This window comes from Dyella sp. RRB7, from assembly GCF_022761115.1.
Classification (GTDB): Bacteria; Pseudomonadota; Gammaproteobacteria; order Xanthomonadales; family Rhodanobacteraceae; genus Dyella.
Map to the genome: position 1 here is coordinate 150,992 of NZ_JAKWJS010000002.1, position 15,498 is coordinate 166,489.

Annotated in this window: 9 protein-coding genes and 1 pseudogene; 1 reads left to right on the forward strand and 9 read right to left on the reverse strand. The window is 59.2% G+C overall.

Going from position 1 to position 15,498, the window contains the following annotated elements:
• Nucleotides 1-53: 53 nt before the first annotated feature.
• The 5 genes from MJ606_RS06965 to MJ606_RS06990 all read right to left on the reverse strand — a co-directional run bounded on the left by MJ606_RS06965 (nt 54) and on the right by MJ606_RS06990 (nt 9,807).
• Nucleotides 54-3,080, reverse strand: a complete 3,027-nt coding sequence (locus tag MJ606_RS06965; RefSeq protein WP_243048725.1) for a TonB-dependent receptor — start codon at nt 3,078-3,080, stop codon at nt 54-56.
• 398 nt (nt 3,081-3,478) lie between these two features.
• A complete protein-coding gene (locus MJ606_RS06975) occupies nt 3,479-5,971 on the reverse strand; it encodes a protease pro-enzyme activation domain-containing protein (RefSeq protein WP_279236714.1) in 2,493 nt (830 codons plus the stop codon).
• A gap of 316 nt (nt 5,972-6,287) precedes the next feature.
• Nucleotides 6,288-7,295, reverse strand: coding sequence for a FecR domain-containing protein (locus MJ606_RS06980; RefSeq protein ID WP_243048726.1), 1,008 nt, complete (start codon nt 7,293-7,295; stop codon nt 6,288-6,290).
• Nucleotides 7,295-7,876, reverse strand: a complete 582-nt coding sequence (locus MJ606_RS06985; RefSeq protein ID WP_243048727.1) for an RNA polymerase sigma factor — start codon at nt 7,874-7,876, stop codon at nt 7,295-7,297. The genes MJ606_RS06980 and MJ606_RS06985 overlap by 1 nt, the downstream gene beginning before the upstream one ends.
• Nucleotides 7,877-8,883: 1,007 nt before the next feature.
• The gene (locus tag MJ606_RS06990) at nt 8,884-9,807 is read right to left on the reverse strand and encodes a DNA-binding protein (RefSeq protein WP_243048730.1); all 924 of its coding nucleotides are present in this window, start codon (nt 9,805-9,807) and stop codon (nt 8,884-8,886) included.
• A 104-nt stretch (nt 9,808-9,911) separates the two neighbouring features.
• Between MJ606_RS06990 and MJ606_RS06995 the strand changes: the two are divergent.
• A pseudogene (locus MJ606_RS06995) lies at nt 9,912-10,478 on the forward strand (integrase); the annotation flags it as partial.
• 173 nt (nt 10,479-10,651) lie between these two features.
• On the opposite strand, the gene MJ606_RS07000 reads toward MJ606_RS06995, so the two are convergent.
• The 4 genes from MJ606_RS07000 to MJ606_RS07015 all read right to left on the reverse strand — a co-directional run bounded on the left by MJ606_RS07000 (nt 10,652) and on the right by MJ606_RS07015 (nt 15,433).
• On the reverse strand, nt 10,652-12,082 hold the full coding sequence (locus MJ606_RS07000) for a UvrD-helicase domain-containing protein (protein WP_243048735.1): 1,431 nt from the start codon (nt 12,080-12,082) through the stop codon (nt 10,652-10,654).
• Nucleotides 12,075-13,784, reverse strand: coding sequence for an AAA family ATPase (locus MJ606_RS18390; RefSeq protein WP_243048736.1), 1,710 nt, complete (start codon nt 13,782-13,784; stop codon nt 12,075-12,077). The genes MJ606_RS07000 and MJ606_RS18390 overlap by 8 nt, the downstream gene beginning before the upstream one ends.
• Before the next feature lie 13 nt (nt 13,785-13,797).
• Entirely contained in the window at nt 13,798-14,322 is a 525-nt protein-coding gene (locus MJ606_RS07010) for a hypothetical protein (RefSeq protein WP_243048739.1), read from the reverse strand.
• 133 nt (nt 14,323-14,455) lie between these two features.
• Nucleotides 14,456-15,433 (reverse strand): DNA-binding protein, encoded by a 978-nt coding sequence (locus MJ606_RS07015; protein WP_243048740.1) that lies wholly within the window; start codon nt 15,431-15,433, stop codon nt 14,456-14,458.
• Nucleotides 15,434-15,498: the final 65 nt, after the last annotated feature.

Consider the following 15,498-nt stretch of genomic DNA (forward strand, 5'->3'; position numbering starts at 1 on the left):
TTGATCCAGATGCAGGCTAAATGCGCGTTCGCCTTGCGATGGCATGGCGCTTCTCATAGGGATGGTTGCCTGGCCTTCCAATTCAGCTGAAACATCACCTCCCGCCCATAGATGTTGTAATTTTCATTATTGAAATAGGGATAGGAGAGATAGGTCGAATCGGCAGGCGGCATCTTGTTCGTCACGTTGTTTACAAGCAACGACAATTCAAGGCTTCGAATGGGCCGGTAGCTCACGCCGCCGTTGAAGGTGGTCCATGGCGATACGCGGCCGGAACCTGGAAATTCGGCGCCATCGTTCGTTGCGGCGAAATTCGGCGAAGGTCCGTAGCGGTGCCCATACAGCGTGCTTGTCCATTGCCCGTTCGGGCTTGTCCAGGTCAGGCTGCCGCTGATGATGCTTTTGAATTCGGTGCTGTACAGCGGATTGGCCAGGCGATCGGTTGGCGTCTGGCCGGATGCCAGCTGGTAGTCGTGCTTAAGCATGTCGTTGCTGTCGAATTGCACGCTGAAGCTGCCGATGTTCGAAGGAGAGAAGCGATAACGCGCGCTCCCGATGATTGACTTGGTCACCTCGTTGGCGAGGTTTGCGTAATACGTGGTGACACTGGTGACCGGGCCGTTGCCGTAAGCACGCTGCACCTGGCCGTTGACGGGGTTGGTTATCGCCATGCATTGCGCCGAAGCGGGATTGAGCTGGCCCAGCAGGCACTGCGCATCCGTTTGCATCAGCAAGTCCAGGCTCTGCTGCACGACTTCGTTCTGGATCGCCAGATGCAGATAATCGACGCTCAAGCTTAGATTGTCGGTTGGCGTCCACACCGTGCCGAGCGTCCAGCTTTGCGCCACGGTCGGTTGCAGCTTGGGGTTGGCCAGCGAAGTACCCTGAATGCCATATTGGTAGGCTGTTCCGCAGTCGGCGCTGCGGGCCAGGGTGCATTGATAGTAATCGGTGATGGTCGTGTAGTAGTCGGTAGGCCCAAGAAATATGGATGACAGATCCGGGGCCTTGAATGCGGTGGTGATATTTCCACGGAACAGCAGGGCATCGACCGGCCTGTATTCGATGCCGGCCTTATGCGTGAATTTATGATTGTTGCTGCCTTGGTCCAGCGCGTAATAGTCGTAACGGCCGGAGAGATCGACGGTCAGGGTTTTGAACAACGGAAGATTCAGTTCGAACGCCGAGGCGGCGTGTGAACGCTGTCCGCCGCCGCCGGTTTCCGCATGTTCGAAGATGGCGCCTTGCATAAACAGCGGATTGACTGGCTCATACCAAGCCTCATTGCCGCCTTCGGCCAAAATGGCAAGCCCCGCATCACCGCCGGGAAGACCGAACAGCGTGGCGTTGCTGATCGTGGCACGCGTGTCGTTAATCCAGGTGTTGCTGAATTCGCCGACGTTTCGCGTGAAGCTTGCATATTGCGCGGGCGTTATCGGCTGGAAGAATGCCCTGTAGTTCGGGTTGTACATGTTGACGCCCGCAACAGGGTCGACACCGACAACAGGTCCCAGCATGCCGTTGAAAAAATCGTCGACCCCGGCCTTGATCGTCAGCGGCTCAACGACATCTGTGCGATCGCCCGTGCGCAGGTAGTAGATGTCCCAATCCCACCCCGAATCGCCCCATCGGCCGTTGGCGCCGACATGGGTCTGATACAGCAGGTCGTCCTGCCGATACATCTGGCCAGCCGCGCCACCGGGCATTTCTTCGGGGGCAAAGTACTTTTCCAGATAAAGGAAGTGGCCGGTGGCGGCGTCTTCGATGACTCCCTGCGGCAAGTCGTCGGAAAACCACGCGGGAACGCCGGGGAACCAGCGCTGTTGTTGCCAGTTCAACATGGCGCCGCCATAAAGGCGGGTGTAGTCGCTGAGCCGATAGTCAAGTTTCAGCATGCCATCGTAGCTGCGGGACTGATTGCTATAAGTCGCATAGCCGTCCAATCTGCGCGAACCGCAATACTGTCCCGGCGGGCTTGCGGCGCCGCCCGTGACCAATGCCGTACTGCCGCCAAACAGGCTGCCCGCGCAACCGGCCGGTGGGTCGAGATAACCCAGGGGATAGCCCGTATTGGTGTTGCTTGTGCCGTAATCGACGATGGCGGCCTGAGTGCTCGTCGCAGTCCCGCCCCCCGGGCCGGAGTTGATGCCTGCCGTCAACGGGCGCTGGTAACCCCAGATCGGCGATGCGTTGTCGAATTCGACGGCGCCCAGGAACCTGAGTTTCTCGAAACTGCGGCCGTAGGCGTAACTCAGGCGCTGGCTGGCCCCGCCGCCATCCGAAAAGTTTCCCGTGCCCACGGATAACTCTTCGACATTCATGTTCGACTTCGTGACGACGTTGATGACTCCGCCGATGGCTTGCGAGCCGTAAATGGATGAAGCACCGCCCGGCATCACGTCGATATGGTCAACCATGGCGAGCGGGAGGTTGGAGACGCTGGTGAAGTTGATCGTGCCGTTATAAAGCCGTCCAAAATTAGCGACCGGCTTGCCATCGACCAAAATCAACGTGAACTGCGGATTCAATCCGAACAGGCTGACCGGCTGCGCGCCCTGCGTAAAGGATCCGGCCGCTTGCGGGCCTTGCACCGAGCCGGTCGCAAGGACGGAGTTCTGCAGCACCTCGGCGACGCTGTTGAAGCCGCGTGCCTTGATATCGGCGGCGGTGATGCTGTAGGTGGGCGTGGCGGTCTGGATCGAGGCGTGACCGATCAGCGATCCGCTGACGCTGACCGTATCCAGCGTGCCTGGTGCTTCGGGTACGGCTTTCGCGACGGATTTGGCCGCGGATGGACGAAAGGGTGGGGACAACGTCAGCACAAAGGTGGAGTCGTTCACCGCCTTCCATGTCAGGTCCGTATCGACAAGCAACTGTCTCAGCGCTTCTGTCGGCGTGAATCGCCCGGAAATGCCATGCGTGGTTTTACCGGCGGACAGCTCTGGCGAATAAATAAGCTGGATATCGCCTTGCGCGGCCAGCGCGTCGAGCGCGTTGCGAAGATCACCTGCGCCGATGGCGTAGTGACGGGCTTGCACGGCCCCCTCATCGGCCAGTGCCATGGGGGCGGCCAGCAGCAAGTACACCCCGCAAAGGGCGATGGCGAGCCGATGTCTGCCTGTCGCGGCACGGCGAAACAAGAAAGCTGACAGTCCGGTGCCGCGCACAGCGAGTCGGAAAGAGGCCCACGACCGTCTTTCCTTAAAGCTGCCCTGCATTCCTATCTCGCCCCTCCCACCTGGATCGCCAATTATCCAACCCGCTTGTGATGCCTGCCGGGGCTGCGAGCCAAATGGAGCTCAGTGAGCACTCCCGGCCTTTTCCCTAACCTACTGACGCCCTCCCGAAAACTCAATAACGAGACGAAGGAGGGCATCGGCGCCCAGTTTTTGAAGTGACAAAAAGCCCGGCCATCAAGGCCGGGCTTCACAGCATGGATGCGCGTCCATGCGCATCGATAAACGGCAAAGTCCCGATCTTAGAACGTCAGGCTCCAGCTATTGAGCTTGCCGGAGTCGCCGTAGTACTCGGGATCGTTGTCGATGATCTTCAGCTTCCAGGTGCCGTTGGCGGGCACCGAGGACGCATTCACCGTCCAGGTGGTGTTGATGTTGCCGTCATCGTCATAATCGGGTTGCTGCAGCACGGTAGTGGAGCCATTGGGCGCAATGAGCTCGATCGTCAGGTCGCCCGACCAGTTGTGCTTGATGTTGGCATGCACCTGGAGGTTGGACGGCGCGTTGCCGGACTCGCCGGTTACCGCGATGCTGCTGGTGATGGTGGCGTTGTCACCGATCGTCACGGCCTTGGTGTTGCTGAACACGGCACCGTTGCCGCTGCCGCCGCCACTACCGCTGGTCACCGTCACCGAGGCGGTCTTGGTATTGGTCGCGCCGGTGCTGTCGGTCACCGTCAAGGTGACGGTGTAGGTGCCGGCTGCCGCATAGGTGTGGCTGGGGCTGGCCGAGGTCGAGGTGCCGTTGTCGCCGAAATTCCAGGCGTACGAAGTGATCGTGCCACCGGTATCCGTCGAGCTGTTGGTGAAGCTCACCGCCAGGCCGCTCACGGTATCGGTGAAGTTGGCCACCGGATTGCCCGCCGGCGGAGGCGTGCCGCCACCGCTCGAGCTTCCCCAGTACTGGGTGACATAGGCATTGAACTTGGCGATGTCCAGGCTGCCCCAGCCGGTGGTGTTGTCGTAGCCCGTGGCGGCGCTGTAGCCATAGCCGTTGTAACCGTTGTTGCCCGAGGTCACGTCATGCAGCGGCGTGGCGTCTTTCGGGAAGTAGGTGTACATGTTCTGCGTCGGCAGGCCCAGCGAGTTGTTGTTGGCCGATTCGATGCGTGCCCAGATGCCGACGAAAATCGGCGAGGCAAGGCTGGTGCCACCGTATTGCTGCCCGGTCTGGCCGTTGGCGACAATGATGGCGCCCGTCGCCGAGGCCGCGTCAAACGCCACGTCCGGCAATTCGCGCTTGGTTACCGACGAGCCCAGTGCGGTGGTCTGCCATGCCGGAGCGGTTTCGAACAGGCTGACGCCGCCACCCGTGGCCCACAGGCGCTTGTTGTTGTCGTTATTGCTTGGATCGACGGCCGCCAAGCCTTCGTTCCACACCGTTTCACCGGACCAGGTGGTGGTGCCCGAGGTGCTCAGCGTGGTGCCGCCCACGGCGACGACATTCGGCGACGAGGCCGGTTCGCTCACGCCGTAATGGCTCAGGCTGATCTCGACCTTGCCGCTGGAGTTGGCGACATAACCCGGCGCGCCCTCGGTGGGGTCGCTGGACCACTGGTAGACGCCCGCATCGCCTGCCGCCACCGAAAAGATCTGACCCTGTGCAACGGCCTGCGCGAACACCTTGTCGTCCGCTGCCTGGGTGCCGGAGTTGTTGGCCGCCGTTTCGTCCTCGCCCAGCGACACATTGATGACCTTGGCCACATTGTCGGTAACGGCCTTGTTGTAGGCCGCTGTAATGGTAGCGTCGGTTAGCTGGCTGTCGTTGCTGTCGCCATTGATGGCGGCGTAGAAGATCAGCTGTTTCACGCCGCCGGAGACGGCGGTGATGTCCTGGCTGTCCAGTGCCCACTCGCCGTCGTCACCGTCATTGGCCAGCGTACCGCTGCCGCCGGCAACCGTTAGCGTATTGACCGTGGCCAGGCCGGCGTTCTTGGTGAAGGTCTTCAGGTCGGCGATCGTCTGGGTCATATCGCCCCAGGTGATGATGCCGACGGTGGTGTTGGAGGCGCTCGGCGTGCTGCCGACGTCATAAATCTTGGGGAAATCCGTCGGCTGGTGTCCGACCTGGCCGCTGGAGGCCTGGGTCTTCGCATCCGTGCTGACGCGATGTGACATGACGTGAGGTTTCACGTAATCCTGCAGACCCAGCACGACATCCACGATGCCACCCAGCGACTGCGGCACAGTGACATCGGAGGCATTGGCGAAATGCTGCTTGCCCTTGAAGCTGAAGGTCTTCATGTTGGCGTTGAACGCCGCGTTGGCATTGGCCGCGCTGCCGTCGGCGGATACCAGCAGATTGTTCGGCGCAACTTTGATGTTAGTGAAGCCGTAGGCTTCCAAATGCGCCACCACGGCCTGCACATCGGCATCGCTCGGTGCGTATTGGGCCTTGAACTGGGCCGGCGTCAGAAAGTGGTGATAGCTGGCGCTTCCCGGCTTGTTCACCGCCTGCAGGAAGCTCTGCAGCTGGTCGACATTGCGCAGGTTAAGGCTGACTTCCACATGCAGCGATTTGCTCTGTTCCAGCGGCGCGATCTGCGAGGCGTCGACCGACGGATGGCCGGTCATCACCAGCGTGGAAACCTGGTTGCCACTGTTCTGGATGCCCGCGTGCGTGCGCGTGGGTGCCCAGGTATTGTCGGCATGCGCCGATAGCGACAGCAACGCCAGCGACAACGCGGCCGGCAACAGCAGTTTGCGATTCCCCGAAAGACGAATACTGCTCGACATTTATGAACTCCCTTAAATTTAGGACGAACGAGCCCAATGCGGCTACATGAGCCCCATGCAATAGTCATGACCGCACTCAAGTGCGGTATCTCGATTCACCAGGAAGTGGCCAGCGACCCCCTACCACTCAGAAGACGACGCCCCTCAACGGTCCATGTACGTCGATCATGCTGCAGTGTCGCCATGGATAAGACGCGCGCAAAAGGGAAAAACCTACCTCCCTTGCGGAAGAAAGTTTCATCTTTGTGTCGTGGTTGGCGAAATGCCCGATTCGCGCCGCGTCGCGGCGAAGGCCGGAGCGGCGAGGGGGCGTAAGTCAGCGATCGTGAAGCAACACGATCTGCGTGTCGCTGATGCGCTTGGCGCGAACCGGCCAGCCTTCCTGCAGCAGTTTCAGGAACGTTTGCTGGTCGTTGGTACGGAAGATGCCGCTGATGCGGATGTCCTGCAAGGACGGATCGCCGATCTGGACCTTGGTGGCACTATAGCGGTTCATCTCGGCGACAAGGTCAGGCAGGCGCCAGTCGTGGATGAACAGCTTGCCCTGGGTCCAGCCTTGCGCCTTTTGCAGGTCAATGGAATGCACGGGCGAGATGTGCCCCATGTCATCGTAGGCCAGGTTTTGCCCGTTATTCAGTAGCGCGTTTTGCGGCGTGCCACCCGAAGGTTCGGTGGCAATGGCCAATTTGCCCTTAAGCAATGACACATCGGTACAGCCGTCGTTGATACGTACCTGGAATTGCGTGCCGACCGCAGTAACCGTGCCGCGTTGCGCGTGCACCACAAACGGCCAGGCGTGATTACCCTGTACCGTGAACTGCGCTTGTCCATGCAGCAAATCCACCTGGCGCGTCCGTGCGCTGTAGCGAACGACAACTTCCGTATCTGTATCCAGCATGATGGACGAGCCATCCGACAGCTGCACGGTTTGCTGCTGGCCCGCGGCGGTGGTGTAGGCGATGCCGATCGGGTCGGCATGATTTGCCCGCCAATACGGAAGCACCACCAATAAAGCGACCACAGCGGCCGCCAGGGCCGGTAAAAGCCAGCGCTGGGGCGTGCGTGTTTTAGGTTCCTGGCGCAGGGCACGCTGCGCCGCAGCCATGATGGCTGGATCCTTGACGGTCGCCGCGCTCCGTTTCCACACCGATTCGACCTCGCGATAAGCGGCGGCGTGAGCTGGGTCCGCCGCACGCCAGCGCTCAAACGCGGCGCGTTCGTCGGCCGGACAGTCAGCTTCAAGCAGGCGGACGAACCAGTGCTCAGCCTCGTCGCATGAGTCCGGCCCGGCGCCCGTGTTTGCGTTCCACTTGTCCATGTTCATTAAAACGTGTCCGCCGACGATTCACCTACCTTGCGGCGCAATTGAGCGAGTGCGGTAGCAAGATGCTTTTCGACCATTTTCACTGAAATGTCGCAGCGCTTGGCGATCTGTGCGTGGCTCAGGTCGTGAACCCGCTTCAGCAGATAGACCCGCTGGCATTTGGGCGGCAGCTCAAGGATGGCCCGGGTAAGCTGCGTCACTTGCTGCTCATAAACAGCGCGTTGCTCCGGCGATTGCTCGGTTGCCGCAATATCCAGCCCATCAAGGGGGACGTGCTCCTTGGCGTGATGCGTCAGTGCCACGCGAAACTGGTCGTTCGCAACATTAACCGCAATCCGATACAGCAACTGCCGCCATGCCGAAGGCGGTTCCGATTCGCGGTAGCGAAGCAGTTTGGTCATGCTCTCTTGCGCCGCATCTTCGGCATCCTGCTCAGAAGCCGTCCTTGCGCGCAGAAACTGCAGCAAGCCACGAAACTGGCCGCGAATAAAGGCGTCAAAGCTATGCGCATGAGCGCGCTCGTCGACGGCCGAGGCTTCCGGCAACGGAACGATTGGCACACTCTCCCCCTTGCTCTCCATCTATGACCTCATGCCGCTTTACCCGGCGCCCCCATTCGAATTTGGACCAAAATGCCGCGGCATGCAATCGCCTCGCCGTTATGCCCTCTGGAAGCATGCCTTGAGCTTTTGGTAGCTGCCTGATGGGCGCGGTCGCCATTTTTTTGCGGGGAAAGAAAAATATCCGCCACATGCCGCGATGCCGATTGGCGGTGTTGCGGGATGCTTCGGTCATTGCGCGTGGCGCCATCCAGGCCTGCGCGCGGGGAGGGGACAAGACCGTCCTAACGGGGCGGTGATCGTTCACGGCCCGCTCGATAGGTTCGGGAGGTACACCGCGCGAGGCGTGGATGGCCGAGCCGAGGCTAAGAGCGCCGTACACGCTTTTGGTACCCTGTCACGAGGTGACAGTGGGCAGGGAGCATGTCCAAGGTTCTTCAGGGCGCAATCTATGTGCTTGCGCTTCTGCTCGCTGGTTTGGCTTGAAGCGCAGCAGCAAGCACTGTTGGTTCAACGGTGCAGGGATCAGCAGCTTGGGTTGCAGGATGAACAGTGTCGTGAGGCTTTGCGGCTGACAGATGGATGAGCGTTGTGTTGCCGGCACAGTGATTCCGGCAGCTGAGTTCGAGTCTATAGATGCCCATTTGACGCTAGCTTCAGAACCCGGGCATAGCGCTTTAAGCCAATGATTTTCAAAACGGCACATACCGCTAGGGCGGGAATTATGGCCAGCCCAATATTTCGCATAATGTATATTATGTCAAAAGCTGGAAGTTCTGATTGCGTTGCAATTTGGTGGTGATCGTGTCGTCCCCCACTTAACCGTGTCACCCATCCGGCTAACCGTGTCATCCCACGTAACCATGTCATCTTCTGATTGGATTGGTGGCGCCTACGGTTCAAAACGACCTACAAGGGACGCCTATTGGCTGACATCAGGAACAACCACAGGTCGACGTACCGTCAGAGTGGATCAATTGTTTGAGTCATCCAATTAACCATGTCATCGATCTGCGGAGCCAAGAGATCTATTTCGGCGTTCGTGTGCTAGCTGATTTCGTCTTTCGCTGGCCACGCTTCGCACCGGCCTTGGGTGCAGGCGGTGAATTCTTCTGCTTGGCTGGAATTGCTGCGTAAGCTTCCGAGAGCGCTTTCTCCAGGGCGTTGACTTGGCCTGTTTGGCGCGCAACTTCCTGTTCGAGATGGCGCACCTCATCTCTAGTCGAGTCGTATCGGGTTTGTATCGCGGTGACAACATCTCGATGCACTCGTTCGGCTGCCTCATGCCGCTGCTGCCATTGCTTGGCATCTTGTCGAGCCCGATCGACCTCTTGGTGAGCGCGATCTTCCACGGCGCGAATATGTACTTCCTGACGCTCACGCTCGGTTCGCAGAGCGACTTGGCTGTCGTCCAGCTGAGCCCGAAGCGCCTGGATCAGCTTCGCTTGTTGGTCGCACTGGGCTTGCAAGCGATCCCGTTGTTGCACCAGGTCCGCACGCAGCGCATGACTGTCCTGTAGTTGGCCATCCAGGGTGCGACAGGCGTGTTCGGCGAGGTCCCGGGCTGTCTGGGCTTGGGCTACGGTGATTTCCGCCGTCTGTAGCTTTGCTTCCCAAGTTTCACGCTCCTGTGCCAATTGATTCCGAGCTGCCGCCAGGACGCCGCGTTCGTTGGCAAAGCGACTGTCCAGCGAGCGCTCGGCATGGTCGGAGGCGAGGCGCCACAACTCGATCATCGCCTGCCCCACCGAACTCGGCACCTCTGGCAGGGTACTGAGTTGTCGCAAGCGCTCCCCAAGTTGGCCACGCCAAGCGTCGAGCATGCGCGTGATGGTGTTGGGCGAACCCGTACCAAGCTCGGCGCGCACTTTCTCCACGGTGGGATTTTCACCGGCCGCCAGAATGGCGTCCGCCGCCGCATTGACCTGCTCTTGAGTGATGCCGCGTGCCATGGATGGGTCTCCTCGATCCGCGCCCTGCCCGCTTGGTTTCGTACTCGCGATAAGTGATGATTATCGTGGGTAGACGCCCTATTTCGTAGTATACATTACATATTATGAAAGGTATTTCCACGATTCCGGTGCTTGCCGAACCCGCTTCCAGCCTGGTGCTGCCGGAACAATTGGCCCAGCAAGCGGCCAATGCGGTGCGCGAACTATTAGCCGAAGCGGCGGCCGCGAACACCACGCGCAGCTACGCCAGCGCCCTGCGCTACTGGGCGGGCTGGCATGCGGCGCGCTACGGCATCGACATGACGTTGCCGGTGCCCGAAGTCACCGTGCTGCAGTTTGTGGTCGACCACGTGGTGCGTCGTTCGGCCGATGGCGAACTCGCGTGGGAATTGCCGCAGGCTGTCGATCAGGCGCTGGTGGCCGCGGGTCTCAAGGCCAAGCTGGGCCCGTGGATACTGGCGACGGTCCGCCATCGGGTGGCGGTGCTGTCGACCGCGCATCGGCTCAAACACGTGACCAATCCGTGCGAACAGCCGGCGATCCGCACGGTGCTGAGCCGGGCTGCCCGGGCGGCGGTCAAGCGCGGGGAGCGGCCGCGCAAGAAGACCGCGATCACCCTCGCCGAGCTCGAAGCCATGCTGGCGACTTGCGATGACAGCCTAGAAGGGGTTGAGCCGAGATACGTGTAATTTTGATAAGTAGGAAGCCGATTCACTCCTACTTTCAATGCGTTACAAGGAAATCAAGGTGCCGGGGCTCTCCGACCTGCCCGGGCGCGGATGAGCGGTCCCCGCACCGCCCCCTCCCTTCTCGGCGGCGGAGATCGTGCCGTCACCCGGCGATATCAGCCAGGCAATACCGTTTTTAGGCTCACGATCGTGACCGTCTTCGCGCCACGCGTCAGCGCGACGTACAAGTCCTTTGGAGACATCGCATCCGCTTCCAGGACGATCGCGTGTGGGTATTCAAGCCCCTTCACGAGCAAAGTAGTTCCGATGAGCTTGTTATGTCGAATTGGTCGCCCAGAGTGCCGAAAATCGCGTTGATACCGATGAGCGCTTTCGGACAGGCTCAGCCCTTCGTTAACTTGATGCACGCGAAGGACGCTCAGAAGCCGATACAGAAGGTCGCGCCTGTAGATCGACGTCTGAGGGTTGCCTTGAATGGCATTAATCAAACGCACCAAATTCGTCGTTGAGTCGCATGCCAGGTATTGGTTCGCAGCATGCAAGACATCTGGATATTTAGTCGCCCGAGTGGCTTTCGCCAACTCGCCCCGCTTTGTCGCCGCGCTCAGAATTTCACCGACACCGTTACAACACTTCTTACAGAACTCGATCACAAGGCAGAGTCTTTGGCCTGCCTCTTTTGCCGCTTCGAGCTTCTTGATGAAATTGAAGAGGTCCTTGCCTTCGACCTCTTCAATACTGGAAAACTTACCACCAAGGGACTGCGCGAGCTTGTGGGTCTTGTTCTTGGACTTTTGATCGCCGGCGTGAATGGCGATTACTGCTTCGTCATGATCCAAAAAGGGATAGAAGAAGTTCAGGCGTTTCATGTTCGTGAAGTCTGTCAAATCGACAGAAACCCGCTTGATGCCTTTGGGTAATGGAGCGGCGAGGGAAATTTGTTGGCCCGCACGAAGACGTTTGCCGACATCATCAAGCCAGTCCCCCAGCTCCGTGGCTCCCGCTATATGCCAGCGCCATGGTTTCGTGAGCTCACCCAGCAGCTTGTAGTGCGGGTATATCTGCTGTTCCCAATTTATTGGTTGGTCATCAAAGTCGAAGATGGCTTGCATAGGGTCGCCCAATAGACGACAAGGAAGTAGATTCGCCAACGCACTGATCAGCAGATGCTGCTGTGTGGAGCAGTCTTGGTACTCGTCGACATAGATGCCGGCATAGGAACATCGGACGAGTCGTTCGACAAACGGCCTTTCAAGCAAGCCGGCACACGCTTCGTAGAGCCTTGCCCAATCTTTGGCTTCTGGGTACTCCTTCGTCCACTTCGACGTCTTCGGGAAATACAGGCACAACCTAAGCGCCCAGCTCGCTATCGTGTCTATTTGGTAGTTCGAACTAGGAACTGCCAGGGACTGCATTTTTTTCTTGATCGCGTGGACGCCGGCATAGGTATGTGTCAGGACCAATTGCCGTTTCGATGCGGCCTTGACAGCCGATGCGATCAGGTGCGTCTTACCATAGCCCGCGGGCGCGATGACATAGCCTTTGCCGTCGAACTGGGCGAGCGTGCGAGCCAGGTCCTCATCCATGGTCCACCCATGTGCGGAGCCGACTCAGTTTGCTGGCCAGCTCACGCTGTTTGAAATCCGGATCTGCGAAGGCGGGAGCAATCACTTCAAACCACGCCTGCGCATCGGAAATGGATTTGAACCACGGGGATGACTTGGACTTTGCTGCATCACCGATCGCTTTTCGAAGCTCTGGAGACTCAGGCCATTGCATGACGTCGGCATCCAGGGCTATGTCCAATTTTGAGCGGACGTTGTCGTGGACTGGATGCCCAAGATCCTGCCCTAACTTGACAGATGCAAGAACGCTACTCCACGGCAAATCGAGCATGGCCCGCTGTTCAAGAGCAAGCTGATCGGACCAAATAAGCACTTCGATCGCTTGTTTTGTTAGATCTTCGGCATCGTTAGGCGAGAACTGTTGCGGGGCATCCCCATCGGCCACCGCAAAGACGTCATAGTGAAGGGCTTTAAATCCCGCAGCGAGGGGTTTGATCTTGCTCGCACCGCGTGCATCCAGCAGAACGGCACCCGCATAGGACAACGGATTGAGGCCTTCCGCCACCCAGAAATTATCCAGGCCACGTAGAAAACCAACCTCGGTCGCGCCCTCGCAGACGATGACTTTCATCGATAGAAACGCTTCCGCGCTGGACCGGATGTGACCTTGAACATTGAGTCCGTCCAAGTCTTTTCCAGTGGTTGCGACCACCTCTACGCCGCCTTCCAATTTGTGCACGACATGAAGTTCATCAACCGTCAGCTCACGCAAGACGGAGGGCGAGTGAGTCGTCAGGAAATACTGCCCCGTTGGATCCTCTTTGATATGTCGCATCAGGCGCGCGATCCGATGAGGCTCCAAGCCAAGCTCTACCTCATCGAACAGCGTGATGTGCTGCTCGTCGAGACCTTCCTTCTGGATGCCACACAAAAGCATTCTTCGCGACCCCAGCCCGAGCTGTCGCAACGGTATTTCCCCGTCGTGCAACGTCAGCCCGCCCAGCCTGATGCTTATGGATGCGAGGTCAAGATGAGCTTTGAACGAATCGTCGACCGGAACGCCAAGCTTCTTTGCCACCGCTTCTGACTTCGCCGCGGCCGTGTCGAAACTCTTTAAAGCGGTTGCGCGCTGCCCATCGAGTGAGCTTCGCGCTGCTCGCGTCGCGTCCACAAGCGATTCGCTCAGATTTTCAGCTTCCGTGATCCTCGCGAGCGCGGTTCCGGACGCCCAAGTCAGCTGCTTTTCGCTATAGGAGCCAATCAGGCCAACGTTTACTCGTGCACGATCAGCTGACCGAAAGTCGACACCATCGGCATTTCGAGCGGTGATAACCCGCCATTTTGGTTCCAGCTCTTTTCCCACGGTGAGGCGGACGCTCAGTACGATCTCATCACCGTCTTCGGGCTCGTCATGAAGGTTGAATGCGGCCTTGTCCCATCCACGCAGATGCGCACCGTATTTTTGCTCGGCGCAGAACTCGTCGGGCAGATCACCGATCACGATCTCAATTTTTATCGGGACGTCGGTCTTGCAAAGATGAAAATCAGAGTCATTAAATGCGAGATTCCACTGTGGATTGAAAGCGCAGCGGATTGCCTCAAGGATCGTCGTTTTGGCGGAATCGCCCTTGCCAATTAGGCAAAATACCCGCTGATCGGGAAGATTCCATTCCAGATCTTTGATGCCCCTAAAGTTCTGAATACTGATTCTTCTTATCTTCACGATTCGACCTTATCTATCGCAAGTCTGCTCGAGCACGGATATCGCTCGCCGAGGCGATCGGGAGAGCAATAAAATCTAGCTCTGCCATCTCGTCATAGGTGTTGAGGAACGGCAGGTACAACTCAACCACCCAGGCATCTCCTTCCTTCCGACCCGCGTAGGGGTGGAGGATTTCGCCATCCGGCCGACACCGATCGAAACGCAGCACGCCTTCATGCGGATAGCGGCCTCCCTTGTCCTGGTGACGCGCCTTCAGCATATGCGCGACGACCTCACTGGGATAGCCTGGATGACCTGAGGTTTTATGCTCGCGCACCGCGGCGGTGATCGCATCCGTCTCGGTCAAGTGGCAGCGCTTGATCTCATGCTCATCGAATACCTTTTCCTTGGCGATGTACGGCGGCCCTTGATACCAAAGCGGGTCCTTGCAATCGAGCGGGATAGCCAGAATGGTTCGCGTGCCGACGTCCGTGCAGCGCCACCGAAAACCTGCGCTCCCCACGAATTCCAGGCCAATATGAAAATCTGCGTGCTTCACGGCCCCTCCGGTGATAGCTGCGTTTCCTCCGTTGAAGCATAGCCAGCCTCGGTCTCGACATGTGAGTCGCTTCGCTGCCCCTGCTGCGGGCCACGCGGAATCACCACCCCCGACCATATGACTGGGGCGCCCCTCACTCAGATCGCTTACGTTTACGTCCTGCGGCCATTTGGGTTTCCGCTGTCACTGCCCGCGCTTCCGCCGATTGAAGCGCGGCAGTCAGTCCGGCCGTCTGGCCTCGTGCGGTGGCCAACTCGAGGGCCAATTGATCGCGCTCGACAGTCATGCTGGCGAGCGTCGCCAGGCGTGTCTCGTTGTCAGCCAACTCGCGGCGATGACGGGCAATTTCCAGGCGCATCTCGGTAAGGCTTGACTGCTGCTCTTCGCTTCGCTGCCGCAGCTTGGCCAGCTGTTGCTCGGCTTGCCGGAGCCCTTCGCGTGCTGCGTCCGTTTCCTGCAGCATGCGGGCCTGAGCGGCCTCCACGCGGTCGTTCGCCTTGTCCCGCTCCACTTGAAAAGCGGCATCACGGGCCGCGACGGTGGCCTGGAATTCAGTCGTCAATCGGTCGTGGTTTTGCCGCGCGGCTTCCAGTTGCTGAGCCATGTCGGCACGGACAGTCGTCACTTCCTGTTGCAGGGCCTGGACTTGTCCGAGCGCATCGTGCTTGGCTTCGGTTTCGCTAGCGAGCTGCTGTTGAAGTTCGGCGCGTTGCTCGTGCAGTCCGCTCACCTCGTGCCTTAGCTGATCGGCCGCGGTCAACGCCGCGTCCCGCTCGCTGATGAGCTCATCATGGGCTTGCTGCAATGCCGCCAGGTCCGACTCCAGTGCTTGGCGGTGCTCGCTAAAGACCTTCTCGCCTTGTTCGACGGCGGCCACCCATAGCGAACGCATCGCGTCAGCGATCGCCGGCGGCAGATCGGCGCCGAGCGCATCGGCCTTCGCCCTTTCATCCTTCCACAGTTTCAGTTCGTCGTTGATTGTGGTGCGGCTGCCTTGCTGGATGGCGGCATAGATCAGGTCGACGGTGAGTTCGTGCGGGTGTTTGCCGCTGGCCACCAGGTTGGCGGCGGCTTCGCGGGTGCGTTGACGGGTATCGCTGACGCGGCTCATAACGGCTCCAGTCGCTCACAAGGCAGATTTCGATGGTCAAGGTAGCCGTATATCACAGTATTACG

Coding starts and splice junctions, on each gene's coding strand:
- MJ606_RS06980 (WP_243048726.1), bottom strand. CDS start 7,295: ATGAACATGGACAAGTGGAACGCAAACACGGGCGCCGGGCCGGACTCA.
- MJ606_RS07000 (WP_243048735.1), bottom strand. CDS start 12,082: ATGGATGAGGACCTGGCTCGCACGCTCGCCCAGTTCGACGGCAAAGGC.
- MJ606_RS06985 (WP_243048727.1), bottom strand. CDS start 7,876: ATGGAGAGCAAGGGGGAGAGTGTGCCAATCGTTCCGTTGCCGGAAGCC.
- MJ606_RS07015 (WP_243048740.1), bottom strand. CDS start 15,433: ATGAGCCGCGTCAGCGATACCCGTCAACGCACCCGCGAAGCCGCCGCC.
- MJ606_RS06990 (WP_243048730.1), bottom strand. CDS start 9,807: ATGGCACGCGGCATCACTCAAGAGCAGGTCAATGCGGCGGCGGACGCC.
- MJ606_RS06975 (WP_279236714.1), bottom strand. CDS start 5,971: ATGTCGAGCAGTATTCGTCTTTCGGGGAATCGCAAACTGCTGTTGCCG.